Source organism: Paenibacillus sp. UMB4589-SE434 (assembly GCF_030226685.1).
In the GTDB taxonomy this organism is placed as follows: domain Bacteria; phylum Bacillota; class Bacilli; order Paenibacillales; family Paenibacillaceae; genus Paenibacillus_B.
The window spans coordinates 49,863-74,448 of record NZ_JASOYK010000011.1 but is presented as its reverse complement, the minus strand read 5'-3'; the positions used below and the strand labels follow the sequence as shown (position 1 = coordinate 74,448).

Annotated in this window: 18 protein-coding genes; 11 read left to right on the top strand and 7 right to left on the bottom strand. The window is 46.9% G+C overall.

Annotated features, from left to right (window positions below; all coding sequences use genetic code 11):
- Positions 1–650: 650 nt before the first annotated feature.
- From QP775_RS24315 to QP775_RS24290, 6 genes are all read left to right on the top strand, one after another.
- Positions 651–1,694 (top strand): ABC transporter substrate-binding protein, encoded by a 1,044-nt coding sequence (locus QP775_RS24315; protein ID WP_483312047.1) that lies wholly within the window; start codon positions 651–653, stop codon positions 1,692–1,694.
- A gap of 1 nt (position 1,695) precedes the next feature.
- Positions 1,696–2,532 carry an alkaline phosphatase family protein gene (locus tag QP775_RS24310; RefSeq protein ID WP_285109247.1) on the top strand — a complete coding sequence of 279 codons (837 nt, stop codon included), beginning with the start codon at positions 1,696–1,698 and terminating at the stop codon, positions 2,530–2,532.
- A 78-nt stretch (positions 2,533–2,610) separates the two neighbouring features.
- Complete coding sequence (locus QP775_RS24305) at positions 2,611–3,456, top strand: ABC transporter permease (RefSeq protein WP_285109246.1); 846 nt, start codon at positions 2,611–2,613, stop codon at positions 3,454–3,456.
- On the top strand, positions 3,453–4,292 hold the full coding sequence (locus QP775_RS24300) for an ABC transporter permease (protein ID WP_285109245.1): 840 nt from the start codon (positions 3,453–3,455) through the stop codon (positions 4,290–4,292). Before QP775_RS24305 ends, QP775_RS24300 begins: the two co-directional genes overlap by 4 nt.
- Complete coding sequence (locus tag QP775_RS24295; RefSeq protein WP_285109244.1) at positions 4,289–5,323, top strand: ABC transporter ATP-binding protein; 1,035 nt, start codon at positions 4,289–4,291, stop codon at positions 5,321–5,323. Before QP775_RS24300 ends, QP775_RS24295 begins: the two co-directional genes overlap by 4 nt.
- On the top strand, positions 5,307–6,080 hold the full coding sequence (locus QP775_RS24290) for a DeoR/GlpR family DNA-binding transcription regulator (RefSeq protein ID WP_285109243.1): 774 nt from the start codon (positions 5,307–5,309) through the stop codon (positions 6,078–6,080). The genes QP775_RS24295 and QP775_RS24290 overlap by 17 nt, the downstream gene beginning before the upstream one ends.
- Before the next feature lie 146 nt (positions 6,081–6,226).
- Here the strand turns inward: QP775_RS24290 and QP775_RS24285 are convergent, their stop codons facing one another.
- The gene (locus QP775_RS24285; protein WP_285109242.1) at positions 6,227–7,903 is read right to left on the bottom strand and encodes a glycoside hydrolase family 13 protein; all 1,677 of its coding nucleotides are present in this window, start codon (positions 7,901–7,903) and stop codon (positions 6,227–6,229) included.
- Positions 7,904–8,705: 802 nt separating this feature from the next.
- Between QP775_RS24285 and QP775_RS24280 the strand changes: the two genes are divergently transcribed.
- Positions 8,706–11,405 carry a calcium-translocating P-type ATPase, SERCA-type gene (locus QP775_RS24280; RefSeq protein ID WP_285109241.1) on the top strand — a complete coding sequence of 900 codons (2,700 nt, stop codon included), beginning with the start codon at positions 8,706–8,708 and terminating at the stop codon, positions 11,403–11,405.
- Positions 11,406–13,389: 1,984 nt separating this feature from the next.
- On the opposite strand, the gene QP775_RS24275 is transcribed toward QP775_RS24280, so the two are convergent.
- Positions 13,390–14,718 carry an MFS transporter gene (locus QP775_RS24275; protein ID WP_285109240.1) on the bottom strand — a complete coding sequence of 443 codons (1,329 nt, stop codon included), beginning with the start codon at positions 14,716–14,718 and terminating at the stop codon, positions 13,390–13,392.
- A 300-nt stretch (positions 14,719–15,018) separates the two neighbouring features.
- On the opposite strand from QP775_RS24275, the gene QP775_RS24270 reads away from it, so the two are divergent.
- The 3 genes from QP775_RS24270 to QP775_RS24260 all read left to right on the top strand — a co-directional run bounded on the left by QP775_RS24270 (position 15,019) and on the right by QP775_RS24260 (position 18,289).
- Positions 15,019–15,921 (top strand): LysR family transcriptional regulator, encoded by a 903-nt coding sequence (locus tag QP775_RS24270; protein WP_239333392.1) that lies wholly within the window; start codon positions 15,019–15,021, stop codon positions 15,919–15,921.
- Positions 15,922–15,974: 53 nt separating this feature from the next.
- Positions 15,975–16,787, top strand: coding sequence for a histidinol-phosphatase (locus QP775_RS24265; RefSeq protein ID WP_239333390.1), 813 nt, complete (start codon positions 15,975–15,977; stop codon positions 16,785–16,787).
- Positions 16,788–17,329: 542 nt separating this feature from the next.
- Positions 17,330–18,289, top strand: coding sequence for a cation diffusion facilitator family transporter (locus QP775_RS24260; protein ID WP_285109239.1), 960 nt, complete (start codon positions 17,330–17,332; stop codon positions 18,287–18,289).
- A gap of 71 nt (positions 18,290–18,360) precedes the next feature.
- Here QP775_RS24260 and QP775_RS24255 read toward each other — a convergent pair whose 3' ends face one another.
- From QP775_RS24255 to QP775_RS24245, 3 genes are all read right to left on the bottom strand, one after another.
- Positions 18,361–19,395 carry a DMT family transporter gene (locus tag QP775_RS24255; protein ID WP_285109238.1) on the bottom strand — a complete coding sequence of 345 codons (1,035 nt, stop codon included), beginning with the start codon at positions 19,393–19,395 and terminating at the stop codon, positions 18,361–18,363.
- Between the two features lie 196 nt (positions 19,396–19,591).
- On the bottom strand, positions 19,592–20,350 hold the full coding sequence (locus tag QP775_RS24250; protein WP_285109237.1) for a metallophosphoesterase family protein: 759 nt from the start codon (positions 20,348–20,350) through the stop codon (positions 19,592–19,594).
- Positions 20,351–20,464: 114 nt separating this feature from the next.
- A complete protein-coding gene (locus QP775_RS24245; protein ID WP_285109236.1) occupies positions 20,465–21,394 on the bottom strand; it encodes a metallophosphoesterase in 930 nt (309 codons plus the stop codon).
- Positions 21,395–21,469: 75 nt separating this feature from the next.
- On the opposite strand from QP775_RS24245, the gene QP775_RS24240 reads away from it, so the two are divergent.
- The gene (locus QP775_RS24240; protein WP_285109235.1) at positions 21,470–22,888 is read left to right on the top strand and encodes an aldehyde dehydrogenase; all 1,419 of its coding nucleotides are present in this window, start codon (positions 21,470–21,472) and stop codon (positions 22,886–22,888) included.
- A 136-nt stretch (positions 22,889–23,024) separates the two neighbouring features.
- On the opposite strand, the gene QP775_RS24235 is transcribed toward QP775_RS24240, so the two are convergent.
- Both QP775_RS24235 and sdhB read right to left on the bottom strand, forming a co-directional pair.
- Positions 23,025–23,450 (bottom strand): hypothetical protein, encoded by a 426-nt coding sequence (locus tag QP775_RS24235; protein ID WP_285109234.1) that lies wholly within the window; start codon positions 23,448–23,450, stop codon positions 23,025–23,027.
- A 369-nt stretch (positions 23,451–23,819) separates the two neighbouring features.
- Positions 23,820–24,584 (bottom strand): succinate dehydrogenase iron-sulfur subunit, encoded by a 765-nt coding sequence (gene sdhB / locus QP775_RS24230; RefSeq protein WP_028546937.1) that lies wholly within the window; start codon positions 24,582–24,584, stop codon positions 23,820–23,822.
- Between the last annotated feature and the right edge of the window lie 2 nt (positions 24,585–24,586).

The following is a 24,586-nucleotide window of genomic DNA, read 5'->3' as shown; positions in this document are numbered from 1 at the left end:
GAGCTTGTTCCCGCTTTGACGGCCAATCTGTAACGGTGATCAGCCAAGTGCAACCAATCTATGCGCGAACTGTATCATTTCGATCAAAGGGGAAAGATGAGCAAACCATAATTATGATCTCGTGCGGATTGCCTGACGGCAGTCCGTTTTTTTGATCGAAAAATTTTGAATTTCTCGCACCTATCCAACCGCGCATTCCCTCATCGTCTAACTAATCACAATGCCAAGAATGAAGATGAATATTTATATATGATAGCTTCTATCTTCTGTCTGCTGTAGTTTCTTATGTGTTCTAATCAATCTATTGAGCACCTTTTTCCTCAGCAAAGTTACCGAACTAGTTGTGCTGCTATCGTATGCAATAACAGCCCTACATCTCCCAACATCTTTATTTATATGTGGAACGCTGTCCGGCTGGTAATATTTACACCCAATGTTCATACATGTATAGAAAGCGCTTACAGAATGTGTGTTTACAAACCCTTTATGCCCAGATGACACCCGTTTAACTTTGATGATTTACGATTGTGAAGGTAAAGACAAGATGTATGCCTTACAAAGCAACACAACCAAACATCTTAAATCAAAGGAGTCCACACATGAAAAACGCATTTATCATTCGTTGTTCCACTGTATTGCTCGTCTCGATCATGTTGTTGACAGGATGCACCAGCGGTTCCACTAGCAGCGAGAGTCTGGATACATCCAAGCTTACGCTAGAACAGATCACAGAGAAGGCAAAAAGCGAAGGTGAAGTGAATTCTGTCGGAATGCCGGATACGTGGGCAAACTGGGTGCAATCATGGAACGATCTGAACAAGAAATACGGCTTGAAGCATATTGATACAGACATGTCGAGTGCCGAAGAACTGGCGAAGTTCGAATCGGAAAAAGATGATGCAACAGCAGATATCGGAGATGTTGGGATTGCGTTTGGTCCATTAGCCAAAGAAAAGGGTTTAACTCTCCCTTACAAGACTTCCTATTGGAACGATGTCCCGGATTGGGCTAAAGACGAAGAAGGCCACTGGCTGCTTGGTTATACGGGCTCACTTGCATTTATTACAGATAAAAATAAAGTTGCCTCTCCTCCAAAATCATGGGCAGACCTGAAAAATGGCGGTTATAAAGTATCTGTCGGTGACGTGATGAAAGCCAACCAAGCTCAATTTGGCGTACTTGCAGCTGCTTTTGCTAACGGTGGTGATGAGAAGAACATCCAGCCTGGTATCGATTTCTTTGCAGAACTGGCCAAGGCAGGACGTATTAATCCTATTGATTCAAGTGTGGCTAATCTCGAAAAGGGTGAAGTCGAAGTTGGTATCCTGTGGGACTTCAACGCCCTAAATTATCGTGACCAAATCGATAAAAATCGCTTTGAAGTCACTATCCCTGCCGAAGCTTCTGTCATTAGTGGTTACACAACACTGATTAATAAATATGCCAAACATCCGCATGCCGCGATGCTTGCTCGTGAATTCATCTTATCTGACGAAGGTCAAGCCAATCTGGCGCGTGGTTACGCGCGACCTATTCGTGAGAATGCCAAGCTGCCAGATGACGCCAAGAACAAGCTGCTACCAAGTGAAATGTACCAAAATGTTCGCCCAGTCAAAGATATGAAAGCGTGGGAAGCAACGACCAAGCAGCTTCCGCAGCTATGGCAGGAACAGGTACTTATTCATGTTAAATAATATGCTAACAAATCAACTTATCTTTATTATGCTAGACGGCCTGAAATACAGCACGGCCGTCCAGCAGTTGGGCTACATGCATCATCTTGTTGAAAACGGCTTAGCGGCAAGATTCAAGGTCAAATCCGAGCTGCCGAGCCTTTCTAGACCGCTTTATGAAGTACTGCTCACAGGCACACCTGTCTACCGACATGGCATTACGACAAACCACACCGTTAGACTGTCTCATGAGCAAAGTCTGTTCCATCTCACACGACAGCATGGCTTAACCAATGCAACCGCTGCCTATCACTGGGTCAGTGAACTGTATAACAAAGCACCGTTTAATCCTATGACAGACCGCTACCAATGGAACACAGATCTTCCGATCCAGCACGGAACCTTTTATTGGGAGGACCATTATCCGGACTCGCACCTATTTGCAGATGCCCAGCATCTTCTACAAACCGCTAAGCCCGATTTCTTATACCTTCATACGATGAACATTGACGACGAAGGTCATAAACATAGCGGCAATTCTGCGGCTTATCGTAATCGAGCTATAGCAGCTGACATGCTGTTAGCACATGCATTGCCTTATTGGACATCACTTGGTTACCAGATCATTGTCACAGCCGATCATGGCATGAATGATGATGGCATGCACAACGGTACCACAGACGATGAGCGTTCCGTACCGTTATATGTAATTAGCAGCAAAGTTCAGCCAGGTGTATATGAAGAGGCTGTATCCCAGCTGCAAATAGCGCCGCTTGCTTGTCATCTGCTGAATATACGTGCTTCAAACGTAATGCTGCCACTCACTATACTTCAAGCAGAGCCTGTGCCTTCCGTGTAACGGGGGCACTTGTTATTTCCTCGGAAATAAGTGTGGTTTGTCGTACATTGTCTATTCGATAACAAAGGAGTGTCAGCTATGAGAAAGTGGAATGGACTGCTGGTAACCACACTAATTCCTTTCTGCTGCTTTATCGTTCTATTTATGCTTGTGCCGCTGCTGTCTATGGTCATTGGCAGCTTTCAAGTGGAAGGCGGCACTGGCTGGACATTGACGCACTATAAAGAGATTTTCAACAATCCGTTCTATAACCAGGCCTTTAAGAACAGCTTACTCATTTCAGTTTGGTCTGCTACAATGGGTATCATTTTATCGGTGTTTGCTGCATATGGCGTCACTCAATTCCCGATAAAATGGCAGCAGCGCATTTTGGTATTTACTAACCTAACGTCGAATTTTGCTGGAATTCCGCTCGCATTTGCCTTTATCGTCCTGCTGGGAAACAGCGGCTTATTTACAATCCTGCTGCAGCATTTTGGCATTAATCTGATGGATTCATTTCATTTATTTTCATGGAGCGGATTGACCGTTATTTATATTTATTTTCAATTGCCGCTAGGTGTACTGCTGCTATTTCCTATCTATCATGGTATTCAAGATAGTTGGAAGGAATCAGCCTCCCTGCTTGGTGCCTCCCCCTTTCAATTCTGGCTGCGCGTAGGTGTTCCAGTGCTGCTGCCAAGTATTGCAGGCACATTCAGCATTATGTTCGCCAACTCCATGGGGGCATACGCTACCGCATACGCACTGACGGGGAGCACGTACAACTTGCTGCCAATCCGCATTAGCGGATTAGTATCGGGTGACGTGTTCGCACGACCAGAGCTGGGCAGCGCATTAGCCACTATGCTTGGGCTCACTTTAGTCGCAGCCCTGCTCATTAACGAGTGGCTCACACGCCGAATTCGGAGGGATCTGCGATGACAAGTGCAACGAATCATTCGAATAATCAATCGCTGAACAAATGGCGTCGTTTTCATTTCTACCATTTGGTGCTGCTCATTTGTGGTCTATACTTACTCCTGCCGCTGCTCGCAACTGTATTGTACTCGTTCGCTACCGAATGGAATAAGACTATATTGCCAGAAGGATTGACTTTGCAGTGGTTTGCGGCCTTATTTCAGGATTTGCGCTTCCTAAATTCCTTTGGACGCTCCCTGATACTTAGTGCCAGTGCTACTGTTATTTCGTTGATCGTGACAGTTCCAGCCATATTTGCAATCGTTGTATATGCACCTCGATTAGAACGATATGTACAGGCACTAGTGATGACCACTTATGCCCTGCCTGGTGTAATTATGGCTGTCGGATTAATTCGTGCTTATGCAGGCAAAGGAATCTCTATGCTAATCGTAGTTGGTGGCGCATATGTAGTTGGTATGCTTCCGTTTATATACCAGGGTACACGCAACAGCCTACGTACAGTGAATGCCGCCTCCTTAATGGAAGCCGCTGAATTACTCGGTGCAAGCCGCTGGCATGCATTTCTTCGGATTATCGTTCCGAACATTATGCCAGGCATTCTTGTATCTGCATTACTTTCTTTTTCGATGCTGTTTGGCGAATTTGTCCTAATCAACATTTTAGTAGGGGGCAAGTTTGAGACATTGCAAATTTACTTATTCGGTGTTTTAAACCGCAGCGGTCATATAGCAAGCGCGCTTATCGTGTCGTATTTCATTATTATGGCTATCATTAGCGGCCTATTGATGAAGCTGGGTGCAATCGGACAATCACAACAAAAGGGGGATTCCCAATGACATACGTGACAATTGAGCAGTGCTCCAAATCTTTTGGCAAACAAGCCGTGCTTCATCACCTCGACTTAAGTTTTGAGCAAGGCGAATTTATTACTTTGCTCGGTCCAAGCGGATGTGGGAAAAGTACACTGCTGCGTATTATTGCGGGTCTAACGACGCAAGACAGCGGCAAGCTATATATAGATGGCAAAGAAGTCACTCATACCGCTCCACGCGATCGACAGGTAGGTATGGTCTTTCAGTCTTATGCTTTGTTCCCCAACTTGACGGTTACGGACAACATTGCGTTCGGATTAAAAATGAAGCGACTTGAATCAAAGAAGATTGAACGAGAAGTAGCCGCAATTATTGAGCTTGTCGGCCTTCCAGGCAAGGAAAAAGCATTTCCACGCGAGCTGTCCGGCGGGCAGCAGCAGCGAGTCGCACTCGCACGGTCATTGGTGACTAAGCCTAAGCTCCTGCTGTTGGATGAGCCGCTAAGCGCCCTAGATGCTCAGATCCGCAAGCATCTGCGTAAACAGCTTCGTGATATTCAACGCAGTCTAAATATGACAACCGTGCTCGTCACGCACGATCAAGAAGAAGCCATGTCAGTAAGCGATCGTATTTATCTGATGAACGGCGGTCGGATTGAGCAAGCAGGTACACCGCATGATATCTATACGCGACCCCGGAGTCCATTTGTTGCAAGGTTTATCGGCAATTACAACGTAGTCTCACGCGAAGAGCTGCGTCGGATGCTGCCATCCCTTGCTGACACAGGCAGCCTAGTGGAATCTACTGCTTCCTTGTATGCAATCCGACCGGAAACACTGAGTGAAGTGCCCTTTGAGCAAGGCATCGCACTGACAGGCAAGGTGGATCATCTTTCCATGCTAGGCAACATTACTCGCTGTGAATTTATTACAGAAGGCTGTCGTCTTTATGCCGACCACCTGCATCGCACATTTGAACACGCAATGATAGGAGAGACCAAGACTTGGTATATTGACCCGAAGGATGTGATTCCCCTCTATGACGATGCTGCCTGAAGAACGCAAGCAATTTATACTGGAAGAAATTCAGCGGCATGGCAAAGTAGGCGTCGTAACCACGGCCAACACCTTGCAAGTGACCCCAGAGACGATACGCAGAGATCTAGCTGATCTAGAGGGACAACAACTTTTAAAACGAGTGTACGGTGGTGCCATCGGCTTCACGCATGCCAAAGCGGAACCTCGATTTGAGAAGAAGCAAAACATGATGCGCGAAGCCAAAGTCGCTATTGGCAGCAAAGCCGCTTCTTACATTCAGGACGGCGATACTATCGTTCTAGATGTTGGCACCACTACACTAGAGCTTGCACGCGCCATCAGAGGCGTGGTGCGGGTCACCGTTGTAACCAACTCGCTTGCCGCCGCCAATGTTCTGATGGAAGCGCTTGAGGCGCGCCTGTTCGATGGCCGTGTTATCATGCTGGGCGGTACAACCCAGCCTGCCCAGAAATCCGTCACCGGCGCATTGACGTATCAGATGCTATCGAATTTCCGCTTCGACAAGGCGTTCCTTTCCTGTGGTGGCATTACACCAACTACTGTTAGCGACTACGAAATGGAAGAGGCGTTATGCTCCTCCGTCATGTCTGCTAATGCAGAGCAGGTATTTGTGCTTGCCGACCATACCAAGCTCGACAAATCGCAATTTTACAACATATGTCCGCTTGCTCATGTCAGCACGGTCATCAGCAGTGACAGGATGCCGACCAACTGGACAACACATGGCATTGATACCGCTTGGATTGTTGCTTAAAGTACCAGACGAAACTACTTTATAGGCCGAATACTAAAATGACCCCTGCCAGACAAGCTGCCTCTCAGCAGTCTATCCAAACAAGGGTCTTTTTTATAAATTATAGACAGTAAATGTCATATTAGAGCAGACATATCCAATGTGAATCAAGAGTCCAGCTCTAACACGAGCGCTTCAAATGGACGAAGCCTACAATCCTGCATCCTGTCGATCTGCGTATCATCATAGTTGCCTGTCATGCGGGCAAAGCTGCGGCCTTGCCAATGATCCGGACAACTGAAAGATACTTCGTGGCGGGCAAAGTTAAGCACAATCGCCCACTCCTTGCCTTCCCATTCACGAGAATAGGCATAGATATTTTCATCATTTTCAAGATAAAGAGAATACGCCCCATACACCATGATTGGATGCTGCTTACGGAGTCGAATGAGCTCTTTATAATAATAAAATATAGAATTAGTGTCCTGAAGCGCGGCTTCCGCATTGATGTCCGTGTAATTAGGATTAACCCCCAGCCAAGGCGAGCCTGTCGTGAATCCGCCATTAGCTGATGCATCCCACTGCATTGGTGTACGTGCATTATCCCGACCTTTCACATGGATCGAACGCAGCACATCTGCTGGAGCTTTGCCATGCAGTTCAGTCGCTTCCCGATACATATTTAACGTCTCAATGTCTTGATATTGGTCAATACGCTCAAAGCTTACATTCGTCATTCCCAATTCTTCACCTTGATAAATATAAGGAGTTCCCTTCAGTGTATGCAGAAGTGTGGCCAGCATCTTAGCGGACAGGACACGATATTCACCATCATCACCGAAACGCGACACCATCCGTGGTTGATCATGATTGTTCAGGTAAAGGCTATTCCAACCTTTGTCAGCCAATCCAATTTGCCACTTGTGCAAGATGCCCCGTAGTTCATGCAGCGTCCACGGCTTCAAATCGAACTTGCCTCCTGGACCTGATCCGATATCAACATGCTCGAATTGAAATACCATGTTAAGCGCACCGTTCTCTTCATCTGTAATCTCTACGGCCTGATCCGCATTAACACCCGGCATTTCCCCTACCGTCATGACCTCGTAATGATCCAGCACTTCTCGTTTCATCTCCAGCAAGTAATCCATCAGTTTCGGCCCGTTCATGAAGTGATCGCCGCCCCATGCGTAACGGTCTTCCCCGACACTTGGAAGCTCTGGTGTTTTCGAAATAAAGTTAATCACATCCATGCGAAAACCGTCGACGCCTTTATCGAGCCACCACCGCATCATCTCATATACTTCGCGGCGAACTTTAGGGCTCTCCCAATTGAGGTCTGGCTGCTTCTTGGAGAACAAATGCAGGAAATAGGCCTCAGTTTTCTCGTCATACTCCCATGCAGAACCGCTAAATACGGAAGTCCAGTTATTTGGCTCCTGACCATCCTTGCCTTCACGCCAATAATAATATTCCCTAAATGGACTATCCTTCGATTCCCGCGATGCCTCAAACCATGCATGTTCATCAGACGTATGGTTAACGACCAGGTCCATTACTAACTTCATCCCTCGTTTATGAAGACCTTCAGTAAGCGCTTCCCAATCAGTTAATGTTCCAAACTCTTCATGAATATTCCGGTAATCACTAATATCGTAGCCGTTATCATCATTAGGTGAAGAGTAAACGGGAGACAACCAAATTACATCGACCCCCAGTTCCCGCAAATAGTCCAGTTTTGAGACAATGCCTGGAATGTCACCAATGCCGTCACCGTTGCTGTCTTTAAAGCTGCGTGGATAGATCTGATACACAACTGCTTCTTTCCAAAATGTCTGTTTCATCGTTCTCCACTCCTTCTCCCACTCTGCGTTAGTATGCGTGTTGCCGGGATAGCTCCTGTTCGCGTAACACTTTGAATACGAATAATTATCAAACGCTCAAAGGTACTTTCCATCTTTTAATGGAATGCATTTATTCTTACCGTAAAATTTCTCGTGTCTCATGCAAGCGCCTCACACACATCGTGCAAACGATTGCATAAAAATTATATCATGCTTGCCCAACTATTCAAGTTACGAAATGCACACCATCTATAAATGCTCACTTCTATATTAAGGTATAGTTATTATATTTGATTATTTCCGAATCCCTTTCTTGCTTGTCAAATGGATAACGTAACTTCCCTATTCCTTAAACATATGTTGCCTCTCCCAAATTCAGAAGATAGAGTACTGAGCCTACAGGACACTGTGCAAGCGCAAATTAGCTTATTTTGATTCTCTTCATGCGAATCCCAATACCGATTCCATTCCTTCTTTATCCTATATGCCTGCTTGTTCAATGCTAATTTTCACCAACTTCAATTTAATGACATCTATTAACTGCAACCATATGCCATTCAAGAAGTAAGACTGAACTGGGGATCTGTCATAAAATATGATAATTTGCATAAGATACAGCGCATCCGACCTGCTACCACTCGCTGCTATACCGCTTACGCTCCATCACTCCACCATTAGATCCATCCTCGCTGTTAACGCACAGCTTGAACCGCCTGATTGGGGGTATTATAAATATAAATGCTCATATTTTCCCCCATACATAATCTGACGAATCTACACTCAAAATAGAAGTGGATAGGAGATGACAGTATTGGAAAATGAACAATCTCACTCACAGCAAGACCAACCCATTCAGCCTTATCATACGTGGAGTACATCCGACACGCTTGATCATCTAGGCAGCAGTGAGCAAGGGTTATCTACTGCTGAGGCAGCTAACAGAATAAGCAAGTATGGCAAAAACGCGTTGCAGGAACAAGAAGGCAAATCTATAATCGCCAAGCTGCTGGCCCAGTTCAAAGATGTAATGATCGTTATTCTTCTGGCTGCCGCCTTGATCTCTGGCATTTTAGGAGAATGGACAGACGCCTTTATTATTTTGTTTGTTGTCGTGCTAAATGCCGTACTTGGTGTCATTCAGGAGAACAAGGCAGAGCAAGCACTCGCTGCGCTAAAGCAGATGTCTTCCCCTAATGCTCAGGTGCGTCGCGGTGGCGAGACGATCACGATTCGAGCGGAAGATCTTGTTCCTGGCGATATCGTTCTGCTTGAAGCTGGCAATGTTATACCAGCAGACATCCGAATTTTGGAGTCTGCATCTCTAAAAATCGAAGAAGCAGCCCTGACCGGTGAATCTGTCCCGGTGGAGAAAGATGTTGAACCGCTCGACAAAGCCGACGTCGTCATCGGCGATCGCAAAAACATGGCCTATATGAGCAGCAATGTTTCCTATGGACGTGGTGTAGGTGTTGTAACCGGCACAGGTGCCAATACCGAGGTTGGTAAAATTGCAGGCTTTATCTCGCAGGAGGAAGACGAGGTCACGCCTCTCCAGAAGAAGCTTAATGAATTGGGTAAATATTTTACCATCATTATCGTCGTAGTAGCTGTTATCATCTTTGTAGTTGGCTACATGCAAGGTCGAGAACTGCTGGATATGCTGCTTACCTCCATCTCGCTTGCTGTGGCTGCCATACCTGAGGGACTGCCTGCTATCGTGACGATTATTTTGGCGCTGGGCGTACAAAAGATGGCCAAACGCAAAGCCATCATACGCAAACTGCCTGCTGTTGAGACACTTGGAAGCACCGAGATTATTTGTTCAGATAAGACAGGAACACTAACACAGAACAAAATGACGGTACTGCAAGCCTATGTGGGGGACGTGATGCAGCCTTCTCAAGAACCTGTGCAGCAGCTAGCCGGGCATGAAGTATTTCTGCAAGTCATGGCGCTTTGCAACGATTCAAAGATTACAAGCGGCGATCGTGCAGATGGTATCGGCTTTATTGGCGATCCAACAGAAACGGCCCTGGTCGATTTTGCGTTAAAGCAGAGCTTTGACAAACGTGATGCAGAAAGCCGTTATCCACGCCAGGCGGAGCTTCCGTTTGATTCAGACCGGAAGCTAATGACAACCATACACGATATGACTGCGGATCATGCACAGCCATATCGCGTCATGACAAAAGGCGCGCCAGACGTGCTGCTTGAACGATGCAGCGGCATATTACGCGATGGCAGCATTGAGCCGATGTCAGACGTCCATCGAACAGCAGTTGCTGCTGCCAACAAAGCACTTGCAGACAAGGCGCTGCGTGTGTTGGCCCTTGCCTATCGTGACTGTGAGTCTCTGCCTGAGCAGCTGACACCTGATGCGGTAGAACGCGATCTCGTATTTATCGGTCTCGTCGGCATGATTGATCCACCGCGCGAGGAAGTCAAGGAAGCCGTCCGTGTGTGCAAGGCGGCGGGTATTCGTCCGGTCATGATTACAGGCGATCATCGGGATACGGCTGCTGCAATAGCCAAGGAACTCAACATTATCCAAGATGATAGCGGCGTACTGACTGGCAGCGAACTGAACAAGATCAGCGAAAAAGACTTTGAGCAGAAGGTAACGGAGTATTCGGTATACGCGAGAGTGTCTCCGGAGCATAAAGTTCGAATCGTACAGGCGTGGAAGAAACGTGGCAAAATAGTCGCGATGACAGGCGACGGTGTCAATGATGCACCCGCTTTAAAGACATCTGATATCGGTGTTGGCATGGGGATCACTGGAACGGATGTGTCAAAGGGTGTTTCTGATATGGTGCTCGCCGATGATAACTTCTCGACAATCGTAGTAGCTGTTGAAGAGGGACGTAAGGTGTACAGCAACATCCGCAAGACTATTCAGTTTCTATTATCTGCTAACTTAGGCGAAGTGATAACCTTGTTTATAGCTACAATGCTCAATTGGAAGATTTTATTCCCAATCCATATCTTATGGATTAATCTTGTGACAGATACTCTGCCGGCATTAGCGCTTGGATTGGAAAAAGCTGAGGCCGATATTATGAAACGGCCGCCGCGCAAGTCATCTGAGAGTGTCTTCGCAGACGGTGTTGGCAGTGGGATTATTTATCAAGGCCTAATGGAGGCCGCCTTGACGTTGTTTGCCTACTACTGGGGCCACACACACTACGCCGAGAATATTGCGGTGACGATGGCATTTGCCACACTAGGCTTAATTCAATTAACGCACTCATTTAACGTGCGATCCAATCGAAAGTCGTTGTTTACGATAGGCTTTTTTTCCAACAAATATTTAAACGGCGCTGCAATCGTATCTGGCTTGCTTGTTGTGCTCGTTATCTTGCTGCCATTTATGAATGAGCTGTTTGATGTTGTGCCGCTTAACGGCGAGCAATGGCTAATCGTTATTGCTTGTGCAGTTGCGATCATACCAATCGTGGAGATCGTAAAACTTATCGTTCGGGCAAGAGGGCGCGATTCCTAAGGCAGCAGTAGTTACTCCTTAAAAAATAGGGGCACAGTCTTTAGAGGGATTGCTCACTGCGAGGACTGAGCTATCACACGTTGCAACGTCTATGCGCTCATCCGCAGCGAGGTTCTACTCTCGTCATTGCGAGGCATAAGCTACCAATCGAGGCGAGCCTCCTTAAGGCGGTTATCCCGCCTTATCAGGCGCTCATGCGCATCTGGATCCTCAACTAAGGCGGAATATCAGCCTTAGTTGACCTTGCGGGGGATAGGCCCGTTGCCATGCTTGAGCTTTAGCTCGCTGCGAGAACTGTGCTATCACACGTTGCAACGTCTATGCGCCCAACCGCGACAAGCTTCTACTCTCGTCATTTCGAGGCATTAGCTACCACTCGAGGCTAGCCTCCTTTAGGCGGGTATCCCGCCTTATCAGGCGCTCATGCGCATCGGGATCCTCAACTAAGGCGGAATATCAGCCTTAGTTGACCTTGCGGGGGATAGGTCCGTTGCTATGCCTGAGCTTTAGCTCGCTGCGAGGACTGATCTATCACACGTTGCAACGTCTATTTGCCCAACCGCGGCTAGCTTCTACTCTCGTCACTGCGAGGCTTTAGCTACCACTCGAGGCTAGCCTCCTTTAGGCGGGTATCCCGCCTTATCAGGCGCTCATACGCATCAGGCTACTCAACTAAGGCGGAATTTCGGCCTTAGTTGACCTTGCGCGGGATAGGCGCGTTGCCATGACTGAGCTTTAGCTCGCTGCGAGGACTGCGCTATCACACGTTGCAACGTCTATGCACTCATCCGCAGCGAGGTTCTACTTCCGTCACTGCGAGGCATAAGCTACCAATCGAGGCAAGCCTCCTTAAGGCAAGTATCCCGCCTTATCAGGCGCTCATGCGCATCTGGCTCCTCAATTAAGGCGGAATTTCGGCCTTAGTTGACCTTGGCGTGGGATACGCGCGTTGCTATGCCTAAGCTATCGCACGTGGCGAGCCTCCTTTAGGCGGGTATCCCGCCTTATCAGGCGCCCATGCGCATCTGGATCCTCTACTAAGGCGGAATTTCGGCCTTAGTTGACCTTGCGCGGGATAGGCGCGTTGCCATGCCTGAGCTTTACCTCGCTGCGAGGACTGCGCTATCACACGTTGCGAGCCTCCTTTAGGCGGGTATCCTGCCTTATCAGGTGATCATGCGCATCTGGATCCTCAACTAAGGCGGAATATCAGCCTTAAGTTGACCTTGACGGGGGATAGGCCCGTTGCTATGCCTAAGCTATCGCACGTGGCGAGCCTCCTTTAGGCGGTTATACCGCCTTATCAGGCGCTCATGCGCATCAGGATACTCAACTTAGGCGGGATTTCGGCCTTAAGTTGACCTTGCGTGGGATAGGCGCGTTGCCATGCCTGAGCTTTACCTCGCTGCGAGGACTGCGCTATCACACGTTGCAACGTCTACGCACTCATCCGCAGCGAGGTTCTACTTCCGTCACTGCGAGGCCCGTTGCTATGCCTAAGCTATCGCACGTGGCGAGCCTCCTTTAGGCGGGTATCCCGCCTTATCAGGCGCTCATGCGCATCAGGCTACTCAACTAAGGCGGAATATCGGCCTTAGTTGACCTTGCGCGGGATAGGCGCGTTGCCATGCCTGATCTTTACCTCGCTGCGAGACCTGCGCTATCACACGTTGCAACGTCTATATGCTCATCCGCAGAGAGCTTCTACTTCCGTCACTGCGAGGATAAGCTAACACTGCGGCAATCCTCCTTAAGGCGGTTATACCGCCTTATCAGGCGCTCATGCGCATCTGGATCCTCAACTAAGGCGGTATATCAGCCTTAGTTGACCTTGCGTAACAGAAATATATCGATCATAGTAGCGGAAACCTACTATATATCGTGACATGTGGCATTTGTACATACGGCACGTCCACAGCCAAATGCAGCCACACAGCAAAACGGAGCTGCCCCAACAACATCACACATAGGGCAGCTCCGTCTCTTATACAGTCGGCGTATGCGGAGGAGAAGATGATGAAGACGTATGACCATGTGTGTCATCCTGCTCTTCATTATGTTCCGCTTCAAGGCGACCTTTCTCAATATTAACGGTAACGAGCATCGCGATTCCAATGATAAAGAACAAAACAATCGATAAGATAGCCAGACGTGAAGAACCCGTCATAAACGCTACCGTCCCGAACACAAATGGTCCGATGGAAGCAGATACTTTACTTGATAAGCTCAAGAAACCAAAAAATTCAGACGAACGCTGCTTCGGCACTAATTGGCTGTAAATGGACCGGGCTACAGCCTGGCTCCCACCCTGCACCATGCCAACCATAAAAGCAAGAATGTAAAAGTGTACAGCCGTTTGCATAAAGTATCCAAAGCATACGATAACTACGTACATGCTGAGTGATAGATATAATGATCGCTTAGAGCCTAACTTTTTTGCATATTTTGCAAATATAAAAGTAAACGGAATGCCGACGAACTGGGTAATAAGAAGTGCCGCGATCAAATGCGTCGTTCCAATGCCCAACTCTGCACCATAAATCGCAGACATGCCAATAATTGTTGATATCCCGTCGTTGAAAAACCAAAATGCAACGATATACTTTAACAACTCAGGATACTTTGGCAGACGACGTACAGTCCGTATGACACGCCCGAATCCATTCTTGGCATACGTTCCTGCTGGTAATCTTACAGTCCGCTGAGGATCTTTCAGTGAACGGAACATCGGTAGTGAGAACAGCAGCCACCATATACCGACAGTTACAAATACGGCTTGTGTAGCTGCAAGCTTATCTGGGAAGCCAAACCAAGCGTACTTTTCCAGCATGACGATGTTAATTGCCAAGAGTACACCGCCACCGATATAACCAAACATATATCCTTTTGCAGAGACTTCATCTCTCTGATCCGGAGGTGCAATGTCAGGCAGCAGCGAATCATAAAAGGTATTGCCACCGGAAAAACCAATCGTACCAAAAATAAACAGGATCGACACGAGAATCCAGTCGCCATTACCTGCAAACACCATCAAAATGCAGCTCAATGAGCCCAGCCAAGTAAACAATCGCAGAAATAACATCTTCCGCTGTGATAGATCCGCCATTGCACCAAGCAGCGGCGAAGACAATGCAACGAGGATCATCGCGATCGTCTGGGTATAAGACCAGAAGCTGGTTGCTACATGCTTATCTAGTGAAGATGCCGCAACCGTCTGATAAAATACCGGCAGTACAGCTGCCATCATCGTGGTGGCAAAGGCCGAATTGGCCCAATCGTACATCATCCAGTGACGTACTTGCTTCGTCTGCATAAAGTTCCTCCAGTAATTGATTTCAAACTGTGACGTGCTCTTTGTCCAGCTTGAGCAGTTTAATAACTATTACAGCCTAATTTTGCAGCAAGTCCATGAAATGGTCAATTCAAGGATTTGTGAAGCTTGTACATTGTATGTTCAATTAGTCGAGGCTATGTAGGCAACATTGCTCATTTGTAACCGTTACTCTATAATTTAAATTGTGAGTATTGCTCATGAGTGCTCATCTACACTTGTTGTATGGAGATCACAATGACCGGCTAGTCGTCACCACATACTGGAAGGAGGGTAATGGGTATGAACTTAAGCCAATTGGAAACGCTGATTACAATATCCAAGACAATGAGCTTTCGCAAGGCGGGGGAACTGCTTAACTTGACGCAACCTGCCGTGTCCGCTCAGATCAAAAGCTTGGAGGATGAGTTCAAAACGGTGCTGATTGACCGCAATCAACCCGTCACGCTGACGGATAGCGGAAAAGTATTTCTAGCGCACGCCGAACAAGTACTGAATATCGTAGATGATCTAAAACAGAAGCTTGCCGACTTGAATCAGATTCCACAGGGTCATATTGTGCTGGGAACAACAACTTCCATTGCGATTCAGATTCTGCCGCGCATCCTTTCTTACTTTCAAGACCAGTTTCCACTTATTAAGACAACGATCCTGTCTATGTCCTCATCTCAAGTCGCTACTCAGATTGAGAACAGCACGGTTGATATTGGGATCGGTTATTTAACGGACAAGAACCCGAATCTCATTACTTCCGTCCTCTACTACGACACATTTGAGCTTGTGGTTAACCCACAACATCCACTGGCACAACACAAACGTGCCACAATCGACATGTTAAGGGACGTCCCGCTTATTATGCTGTCACCAGATACAGTAGGCCGACGTTTTGCGGATGAGGCGTTCCGCCAGCATGGTATACAACCTCATATTGTGATGGAACTGTCAAGCAGCGAGGAAATCAAGCGTATGGTTGAATTGAATATGGGTGCTGCCATCATATCCAAACTGTCTGTCAGCAGTGAGCTTAAACGGGGCACTTTGCAGATCGTTCCCATTTATGAGTTGGAAACTTCGCATCCTGTGGGTGTTATTTATCGGGCTGGACGTTATTTAAATACGGCGATGCAGCAATTTTTGAGCGACTTAAAGGGTATGCCGGAGAATCAATTTTACGGATCGGAATAATAAGACGAGGGACGGCATACAGCACGCATCAATGAAGAAGGAGCTACTTGCTGATGAAATTTGACTTACATACACATCATGTTCGCTGCGGCCACGCTAACGGTACCATTCGTGACTATATTGAAGCCGGAATCACATCAGGGCTTGACGTGATAGGCATTTCCGACCACACACCCTATTTTGGTCATGAAGACGATCAACCCTTCCCCAACATTACGATGAGAAAGAGTGAATTCGGAGCCTATGTTGACGAAGTATTAAAGCTAAAAGTCGAGTATGCAGGGCGAATTGACGTACTCCTTGGCATTGAATCCGACTTCTTCCCAGAGTATGCCAAGCTGTATCATCAGACACTTTCTCGCTATCCCTTTGATTATATTATTGGCTCTGTCCACCATACACATGGCGTTAGCATCTTTAACAAAAATCGTTGGCGCGACTTGTCGGAAGAAGATCGCATCGAAACCAAGACCGCATACTACCGTCTTATTCGTGAGTCTGCCCAAGCTAACATGTTCCAGATTCTCGGGCACATCGACGCAATGAAGGGAAACTATCCTGCCTTCTCTGACATTCAAACGCCAGCAGCCATTGACCAAACGCTGCAAGCTATCGCTCAACATGGCATCGCCATTGAGATCAACACCTCTGGCAAAACTAAGCTAAGCGGTGGCTGGTACCCGTCTGATGATATATTGGAACGAGCACTTTATTACGCCGTTGATGTCACCTTTGGCTCGGATGCACATAAGCCAGAACGTGTAGGTGAAGAATGGGAAGATGTGCGACAACGACTGCTGGAGATCGGTTTTAAGTCTTGGGTGTATTTTAAGCAGAAACAAAAACAAGTGGTAGCGTTAAACTAGATGATCGCTTGCCCTCAAGCATTCAACATCTAGAAATGTTTATCGCATGATCAGATTTGTCAAAAGGTAAAGAGGCTGCCTGAGAGAGCAAGCACAACGCTTGTTTGCTCCCTCGGATAGCCTCGTTTTTATTTCATACATATTCAACAGCATCAGATTATCTTCACATGCAGTGGGGGCGGACGGCACAAATTAGCTTGACGCTTCCGCATTACGGAGGTATTATGTAGTAAGTAATTATTTATAATAAATATAAGTTAATAATAATTATCATTTAGAAAGAAATGCTGTTCTAGCATCTATTACTGCCTTTATCATTTTACTAACATTCCAGTATGTACAACGTATCATTTGTCACTTCTGTTTCTTTTAATGATTGTAAAAAAAAGAGACCTGCATATCGCAGGTCCGACAAAAGGGATATATTTTCATCAAAAGGGGGTCTTGCTATTACTATACCCCTATTACATTATATAACGTTAACAACAAGATTACGGTTATGTAACAAATACTAAAGAACGGTTAAAAAGAAAGGTGATCCTATGGGCAACATAACTCAAGAACATGTAGATTTCCATCATCTCCAGCATAACAAAGTCCAATCCGCTTCACTTAAGACGTTATGGATTACGCTTAGCTTGACGTTGTTTTTTACAATTGTTGAGGTCATTGGCGGCATCATGTCCAACTCACTCGCCCTTTTGTCCGACTCGGCTCATATGATCTCCGATGTTCTGGCTCTTGGTCTCAGTATGGCAGCCATTTATATGGCTAGAAGAGCCTCTAACTCGAAGTATACATATGGGTATTTGCGATTTGAAATATTGGCTTCTTTCCTAAATGGCCTGGCACTAGCTATTATTGCTGTCGGGATCTTTATCGAAGGGGTCAGACGTTTCATTACGCCGCAAGACATTAACTTTCAATTAATGCTGATCATCAGCTCCATTGGCCTAATTGTGAACATCGTTCTAACAATCATACTCAGCCGCAGCATGAAGGAAGAAGAAAACTTAAACATTCAAAGTGCCTTATGGCATTTTATTGGTGACTTATTAAGCTCCATCGGCGTTATCATATCTGCTGTGCTTATTTATTTTACAGGCATGCTCTGGTTTGACCCACTGATTAGTATGGTTATTGGCTGCATTATTTTTGTTGGCGGCTTCCGTATTATTAAAGAATCCTACCTCATTCTTATGGAAGCAGTTCCTGATAAGTTTGACCTGGAACAGATTAGACAGGACCTTTTGGAAGTTGAGGGAGTTGAAGATGTACATGAAATGCATCTATGGGCGATCTCTAGTGATCATTATTCCTTGACTGCACACGTATTTGTTCGCGAAAACATTCAACCGTTCTGCATCATATTAGCCATTAACGAGACGCTTGAGAAGAAATATAGTATCACCCACTCAACGATTCAAACGGAACATGCAGATATTCATCCGCACGGTGATTACGGAAGAACATTTTCACAGCGCAGCAGCCGAAACACGTAGGCTGGACCTTAATCTAACTAAATAACGGCCTTCGACCACTCAATAAGATTGGACGAAGGCCGTTATTTATATTATGACGCCGTTTGGTTAGAAACGTCCTTCCCGGTTGTGGGCCCGTCTAGATAGTTCTTATCGGCTGCTTGGGCAGGAGATCGATTTACGACCAGAATTCCCGCCACAACGAGCAGCAGGGCCGCTAAAGTCCATACATTAAAGTGCTCGCCCAGCAGCATAACTGACAAAAACACGCCAAATACAGGTATCAAAAATAAATACATCGAAACTTTACCCACGGCATTATACTTCATAATCATATTCCATAGCCCGAATCCAGCCGCAGACAAAAATGCCAAATACGCGAGCAGCAGCAGGGTCTGCATTTCCCACTGAAACGGTGTTATGCCAGCCTTCATAGCCCCCACGATCATGAGGCCAATACCACCAAGCAACATCTGCCTGCCTGTCAGCCACAGCACAGGCAAATCGCGCGATTCATGTTTGGCCAGCACGTTGCCTAAACCGCCAAACAAGGCAGACAAAATTAAACATATATCCCCGAGGCCAAGTCTAAAATGGAGACCGCCTTGTGTTAACGTAACAACAGCTACCCCAGCAAATCCGAGCAAGAGCCCTACTGTCTTGCGGCGGGTAAAATGCTCATTTTTGTCAATAAATCTTGCGACTACCATCTGGAAGAAGCAAGTGGCTCCCGATATAATCGCGCCTTGCATGCCCGTGCTTAAACTCAAACCGATATAAAAGCATAAATATTGCATAAAAGTCTGCACCGCGGCTAATCGCGAAACTCGGAACCAGGTCAATCTAGGTGTCCCCGTTGTCCCCTTATGTTCCGTTGTTCCTGCACCATCCCTGTCCGCTTTGTTGAGAGTACGTTCCACTACAGACGCAAATATAACAAGCATAATTCCCGCCAAAGTAAATCGATAACCTGCGAATACCCATTGTTCAAAGGTTTGCCCTGTTGCGATTTGTAATTTCTCATATCCAATCTTGACTGCCGGCATCGCGCTGCCCCACAAGAGCGTAGTCATAACAGCGCTCACCGTAAGTCCAACAGGATGGGTGAACCATTGTTGTGCTTTCAATGCTGCTGACACCTCATCTTTCTTCTCTCTATTCCTTCACATCTTCCGTGCTCCATTCACTCCGGTAACCATCGACGCTTATTAAGCAACAGCGAGAAAGCCAGCGTCATATACGCTGGCTTGTGCTGGATTCATTCGTTTATCGTATCACTGATTGTTCCGGTTGAAAAGAGAGGCTATGTTAAGATAAGATATGTTATCCTTCATCAACAGACTTCTGCAAGCCTCGGTACACCCCTGTACGGAGCTCACGCACATAATGCTTAACACCTGGTATATCCGTATGTTCGGCTGCCCATACTGCCTGCTCAATGTCATAAGGAACCCGACGAAATTGGATTGAGAATGGAGCTTGATCTACATCCCCATATTCGCCTTCCAAAATGACATAGGATGCCTGTGTCATATCAAGCGGGTTGCCCACACTGCCGCAATTAAGCAGGGTCTTCCCCTGGATATGCTGTAAATACGCTTGATGAATGTCTCCATAGATGACGATATCTGGTGATTGGCAAGGATGCAGCGGCTCATGCAGCGAAGAAGTAAAGTCAAACATACCCAATCGCTTTTCTATTGGATCCCATGGCTGTACACGGTGATACACGCTCTGCGGAGAAGCATGCACCATACGGATATGCCGTCCGCTTATGATGCAATCATACGAGAACGGCAGCGATGACAGCTGCTTCACGCGCTCTTTTCCTAGTTGATCTGCATGCCAACGGAACTGCATGTCATCTTCGATCCGAGCTACAAGTTCATCCCAGTTTCCTCTGACAATAACATCGCATTCCTGTAATACAATATCGGTCACTTCCACAGCATTTGGTCCTTTTCCCACCAAGTCCCCAAGGCAAAAAATACGGTCAACTCCCAGCCGTTTTAGATCGCTCATTACGGCTTCAAGCGCTTGCAAGTTACCGTGAATGTCTGAAAGGATGGCCACTGTCTGCATGGTGATTCTTCTCCTCTCGTTATCCGCTTTCCATCAAGCTCTAATTGTTGTCTTTCCCCTAATCAAGTTACGGCTTTGAACGTTCTGTATCTATCTGATCATGCTATATCCATACTACATCTCCGATTGGAGTGTTATCATCGTCCATTCAGGCGGGCAAAACAACCTCAGCGGCAGCAAAGTCGTGCCAAGGCCTCTGCTCGTATGTACCATTAAGGGATGGTCATGCTCTCGCGGAAGGGTATATACGCCGTCGGGATATCGTTTGCCCATCTCCGGTAAAAATATAGGGCCGTAAAACGGAGCCCTGATCTGCCCCCCATGGCTGTGGCCAGATAATTGCATATCAACGTGTGAGCTAACCGTATAGTCGGCCCAGTCTGGCTCATGAGCCAGCAGCAGTGTCCACATCTCGTCCGGCACCGACGCAAGCGCATTCCCCATTTCAGGAGTTCCGTCAAGCGCATCATCTATTCCTGCAATTGCCATTGAGGAGCCGATATGGCTTAATATTCGCGCTTTGTTGGTCAACACATCAATACCTGCTTCTGTCAGCACTTCCGTTGCCAGATCTGTGCCGCGCCGATAGTCATGATTGCCAAGTACCGCATACTGGCCGAATGGAGCACGCAGCTTCTTCAAATAAGGAATAATGGCCTTCCCTGATACTTTATGATCTTCTACCAGATCACCTGTAAAGCATATCATATCAGGCCGTGCTTTCATCACACGACTAATTAATGAATCCACTTCTTGTTCGGATGTATGGTCGCCAAAGTGAAGATCTGACAAATGTGCAATCCGCATGCCTTGAAATGCCTGCGGCAAACGCTGCGTAGCTATCGTCAGCTCTCTGCTTCTAATCCACTTAGGCTCAACCCATCTTGAATAGGCTCCCATCAAAAATGGAGCAGCTACAATACTGCCTATCATACTTTTTAAAAAGCGACGCCTGCTCACCCGCTGCTGAGATGTACGCAACTTAGAAGTTTCAGATGAAGTGTCTACCGGCGGGTCCGCTTTATCGGACGTAAGAGGTTGCAATTGAGATCCCCCGCTTTCACTCACTATCTTTTTATTATGAAGCAGAGGACCATGCAATGCAAACGAATATCCAGTATGATAGCAAGAGAGCATGATTCGTTAAGGAGGCTGAGACGGATGAGCCGTGAACAGATCAATCAGCTTATACAAGCACAGAAGCAGTATTTTGCTGAAGGGCATACGCGGGATATAACAAAGCGTCAACAAGCGTTATATACGCTTATTGACGCCATACAACAACATGAAGCAGCTATTGTTCAAGCCTTGCAGCTTGATCTACGGAAGAGCGAGACAGAAGCATACGTAACTGAGATCGGGTTTACGTTAGCAGAAGCTCGTCACTTAGCCAAACGACTCACACGCTGGGCGAAGCCACGCAAAGTGAAGACCGCGCTAACACATATCGGCAGCCGCGGGATGGTTGTTCCCGAGCCTTACGGCACTGCACTGATTATTGCGCCTTGGAACTATCCATTCCAGCTTGCGCTTGCTCCGCTTATCGGCGCTATCGCAGCCGGCAACACCGCTGTGCTGAAACCATCAGAATGGACACCGCACACAAGCGCGGTGCTGTCCACCATCATAAGAGACAGCTTTGATCCACGATATGTCGCGGTTGTTGAAGGCGCGGTTGAGACCAGTCAGACACTCCTTGAGCTTCCATTTGACTATATTTTCTTTACAGGTAGTGTTGGTGTTGGCAAAAAAGTGATGGAAGCAGCCGCTAAACGTCTAATTCCCATCACGCTCGAACTAGGGGGCAAGAGCCCTTGTATCGTACATCAGGATGCCGATATCCAGTTGGCAGCACGTCGTATCGCGTTTGGCAAGTGGACAAATGCAGGGCAAACTTGTGTTGCACCCGATTATATATATGTACATCACACTCGTCGTGAAGCACTTGTGCAGGCGCTTCATGAAGCCGTTGTATCATTCTATGGACAGAAGCCGTTGGAAAGCAATCTGTATCCTTCCATCGTCAGCAACAAGCATCTTGCCCGGCTCACGACTTTCCTTGACGAAGGCAGCATTGCTTGGGGGGGACATGTCGATGCAGACAATCGTCGTATGGAACCTACCGTCTTAACAGATGTGGACTGGACGATGAAGGTAATGGAGGAAGAGATATTCGGCCCTCTCCTTCCAGTCCTGACGTACGAACATTTAGATGAAGTCATACACGCCGTCCGTGCTCGTCCGAAGCCACTTGCACTGTACTTGTTTACATCTGAACGCGAGGTGCAGCACAGCATCATTGAGCAACTATCTTTCGGGGGAGGTTGTGTCAATGATACATTGATGCATCTTGCTACGCCATATCTGCCTTTCGGAGGTGTAGGCGAAAGTGGAACTGGTCGCTATCACGGCAAATACAGCTTTGATACGTTTAGTCACAACAAAGCCGTATTGTATCAAACCACTGCGTTTGACCTCTCACTTCGCTATCCCGGTGTTAAGAATGGTCTTCGCTGGATGAAAAAGCTTCTGCGCTGATTTAACCTATATCGTTGCAATTAAGCGGCTGTCCCCAATACGTCGATCTTTGTCTCCATTTAATTGATCGCGTATTGTGGGTACAGCCGCTGCCTACATCTGAGTCATATCAGCTCGTACGTTCTATTATGGAGGGCTATGAATCCTGAGGTGAGGACGAGGTACATGCGGTTCTCAATTGCGGCAGTTGTTCCACAGGAGGATGAGCTTCTGTAAACGATTGCAAATATTCCGATAGTGGCTTTCTCAGAGCTATCATCACGGAACAAAATGATTCGATCTGCATTCGCCATCGCTTAGCTCGCTCTGACTTCATCATAGCAGGACCCACACCGAAGTGTTCCTCGATAAAGTTCTCTAGCTCATCGGCAAATTGGAAAGCATCATACTCGTTGAAGAATATCCCCGCTAGAAAAGCTGTCAAACAATCGTATTCATCTTCAGGTGCTCCTTTGGCAAGCAAGCTCAATGGGTCCCAATCGTCAACGAGCGGCTTGAGGCACTTGCAGAGACGAATAACAGGCCAGCTTAACCTATCATCTTCACACCAGCGAACCATCATTAATGATGTCCCCCCATCGTTCAACTACTTATTAATTTAAGCTTAGGCATCCGTATATGGGTTGACACACAATAAGCATGCACGCAAGCTCTATCCATTTCTTACTATATCGCAATTAAAGTTATTCGCAAACTGTAATTTGTATTATCTATGAATTTTTTTAAAGCGATTACATTTATGATCGAACGGGTCGCTTAGGGAATGCTTAAACCTGAGTATCGTTAACCCGAAACTATCATTACTCTAAATATGCAGCATCAACTTGTTACAAAAACAGGGCTGTTTCCTCATGAAGAGGAGACAGCCCTATTGCTTCCACCTTTCAATCAAAGTGGCATCTATTCATTGTGATAAGCATTTCCCTTTGGATTACATCTTGAACCAACGCTTAAACATCAGCTTGGTTGTATCCTTGTTCATTTCCGCTATGGAAGTCGTAAGCGGAATTCCCTTTGGACAAGATCGAACACAGTTCTGCGAGTTGCCGCAGCCTTCGATGCCGCCGTCTTCCAGCAGCTCTTCCAGCCGTTCCTCTCTGTTCATCTCACCAGTTGGATGAGCGTTGAAGAGACGCACCTGCGAGATTGGTGCTGGCCCGATAAAGCTCGTCTTATCGTTTACGTTCGGACATGCTTCCAAGCAAACACCGCACGTCATGCACTTGGAGAGCTCGTACGCCCATTGCCGCTTCGGTTCAGCCATACGCGGCCCAGGTCCCAGATCGTAAGTTCCATCGATCGGAATCCATGCTTTAACCCGTTTCAAGGAGTCGAACATACGCTGACGGTTAATGACCAAGTCGCGCACGACAGGAAACGTCTTCATCGGCTCCAGGCGAATCGGCTGCTCCAGCTTATCGACCAACGCCGAACAAGCTTGTCGAGGCTTGCCGTTGATTACCATCGAACATGCTCCGCATACTTCCTCCAGGCAGTTCGATTCCCAGCAGACAGGCGCCGTCTTGCCACCTTTTGTGTTGATCGGATTCCGTTGAATTTCCATTAACGCGCTGATGACGTTCATGTTCGGGCGATACGGAACTTCGAATTCTTCCGTGTAAGCCTTTGCATCCGGAGCATCTTGGCGCGTCACAATAAACTTAATCGTGTTAGGTCGAGTCATCGTGTCCGCCATCG

Coding starts and splice junctions, on each gene's coding strand:
- QP775_RS24315 (WP_483312047.1), top strand. CDS start 651: ATGTTGTTGACAGGATGCACCAGCGGTTCCACTAGCAGCGAGAGTCTG.
- QP775_RS24310 (WP_285109247.1), top strand. CDS start 1,696: ATGCTAACAAATCAACTTATCTTTATTATGCTAGACGGCCTGAAATAC.
- QP775_RS24305 (WP_285109246.1), top strand. CDS start 2,611: ATGAGAAAGTGGAATGGACTGCTGGTAACCACACTAATTCCTTTCTGC.
- QP775_RS24300 (WP_285109245.1), top strand. CDS start 3,453: ATGACAAGTGCAACGAATCATTCGAATAATCAATCGCTGAACAAATGG.
- QP775_RS24295 (WP_285109244.1), top strand. CDS start 4,289: ATGACATACGTGACAATTGAGCAGTGCTCCAAATCTTTTGGCAAACAA.
- QP775_RS24290 (WP_285109243.1), top strand. CDS start 5,307: ATGACGATGCTGCCTGAAGAACGCAAGCAATTTATACTGGAAGAAATT.
- QP775_RS24285 (WP_285109242.1), bottom strand. CDS start 7,903: ATGAAACAGACATTTTGGAAAGAAGCAGTTGTGTATCAGATCTATCCA.
- QP775_RS24280 (WP_285109241.1), top strand. CDS start 8,706: ATGACAGTATTGGAAAATGAACAATCTCACTCACAGCAAGACCAACCC.
- QP775_RS24275 (WP_285109240.1), bottom strand. CDS start 14,718: ATGCAGACGAAGCAAGTACGTCACTGGATGATGTACGATTGGGCCAAT.
- QP775_RS24270 (WP_239333392.1), top strand. CDS start 15,019: ATGAACTTAAGCCAATTGGAAACGCTGATTACAATATCCAAGACAATG.
- QP775_RS24265 (WP_239333390.1), top strand. CDS start 15,975: ATGAAATTTGACTTACATACACATCATGTTCGCTGCGGCCACGCTAAC.
- QP775_RS24260 (WP_285109239.1), top strand. CDS start 17,330: ATGGGCAACATAACTCAAGAACATGTAGATTTCCATCATCTCCAGCAT.
- QP775_RS24250 (WP_285109237.1), bottom strand. CDS start 20,350: ATGCAGACAGTGGCCATCCTTTCAGACATTCACGGTAACTTGCAAGCG.
- QP775_RS24240 (WP_285109235.1), top strand. CDS start 21,470: ATGATAGCAAGAGAGCATGATTCGTTAAGGAGGCTGAGACGGATGAGC.
- QP775_RS24235 (WP_285109234.1), bottom strand. CDS start 23,450: ATGATGGTTCGCTGGTGTGAAGATGATAGGTTAAGCTGGCCTGTTATT.
- sdhB (WP_028546937.1), bottom strand. CDS start 24,584: ATGGCGGACACGATGACTCGACCTAACACGATTAAGTTTATTGTGACG.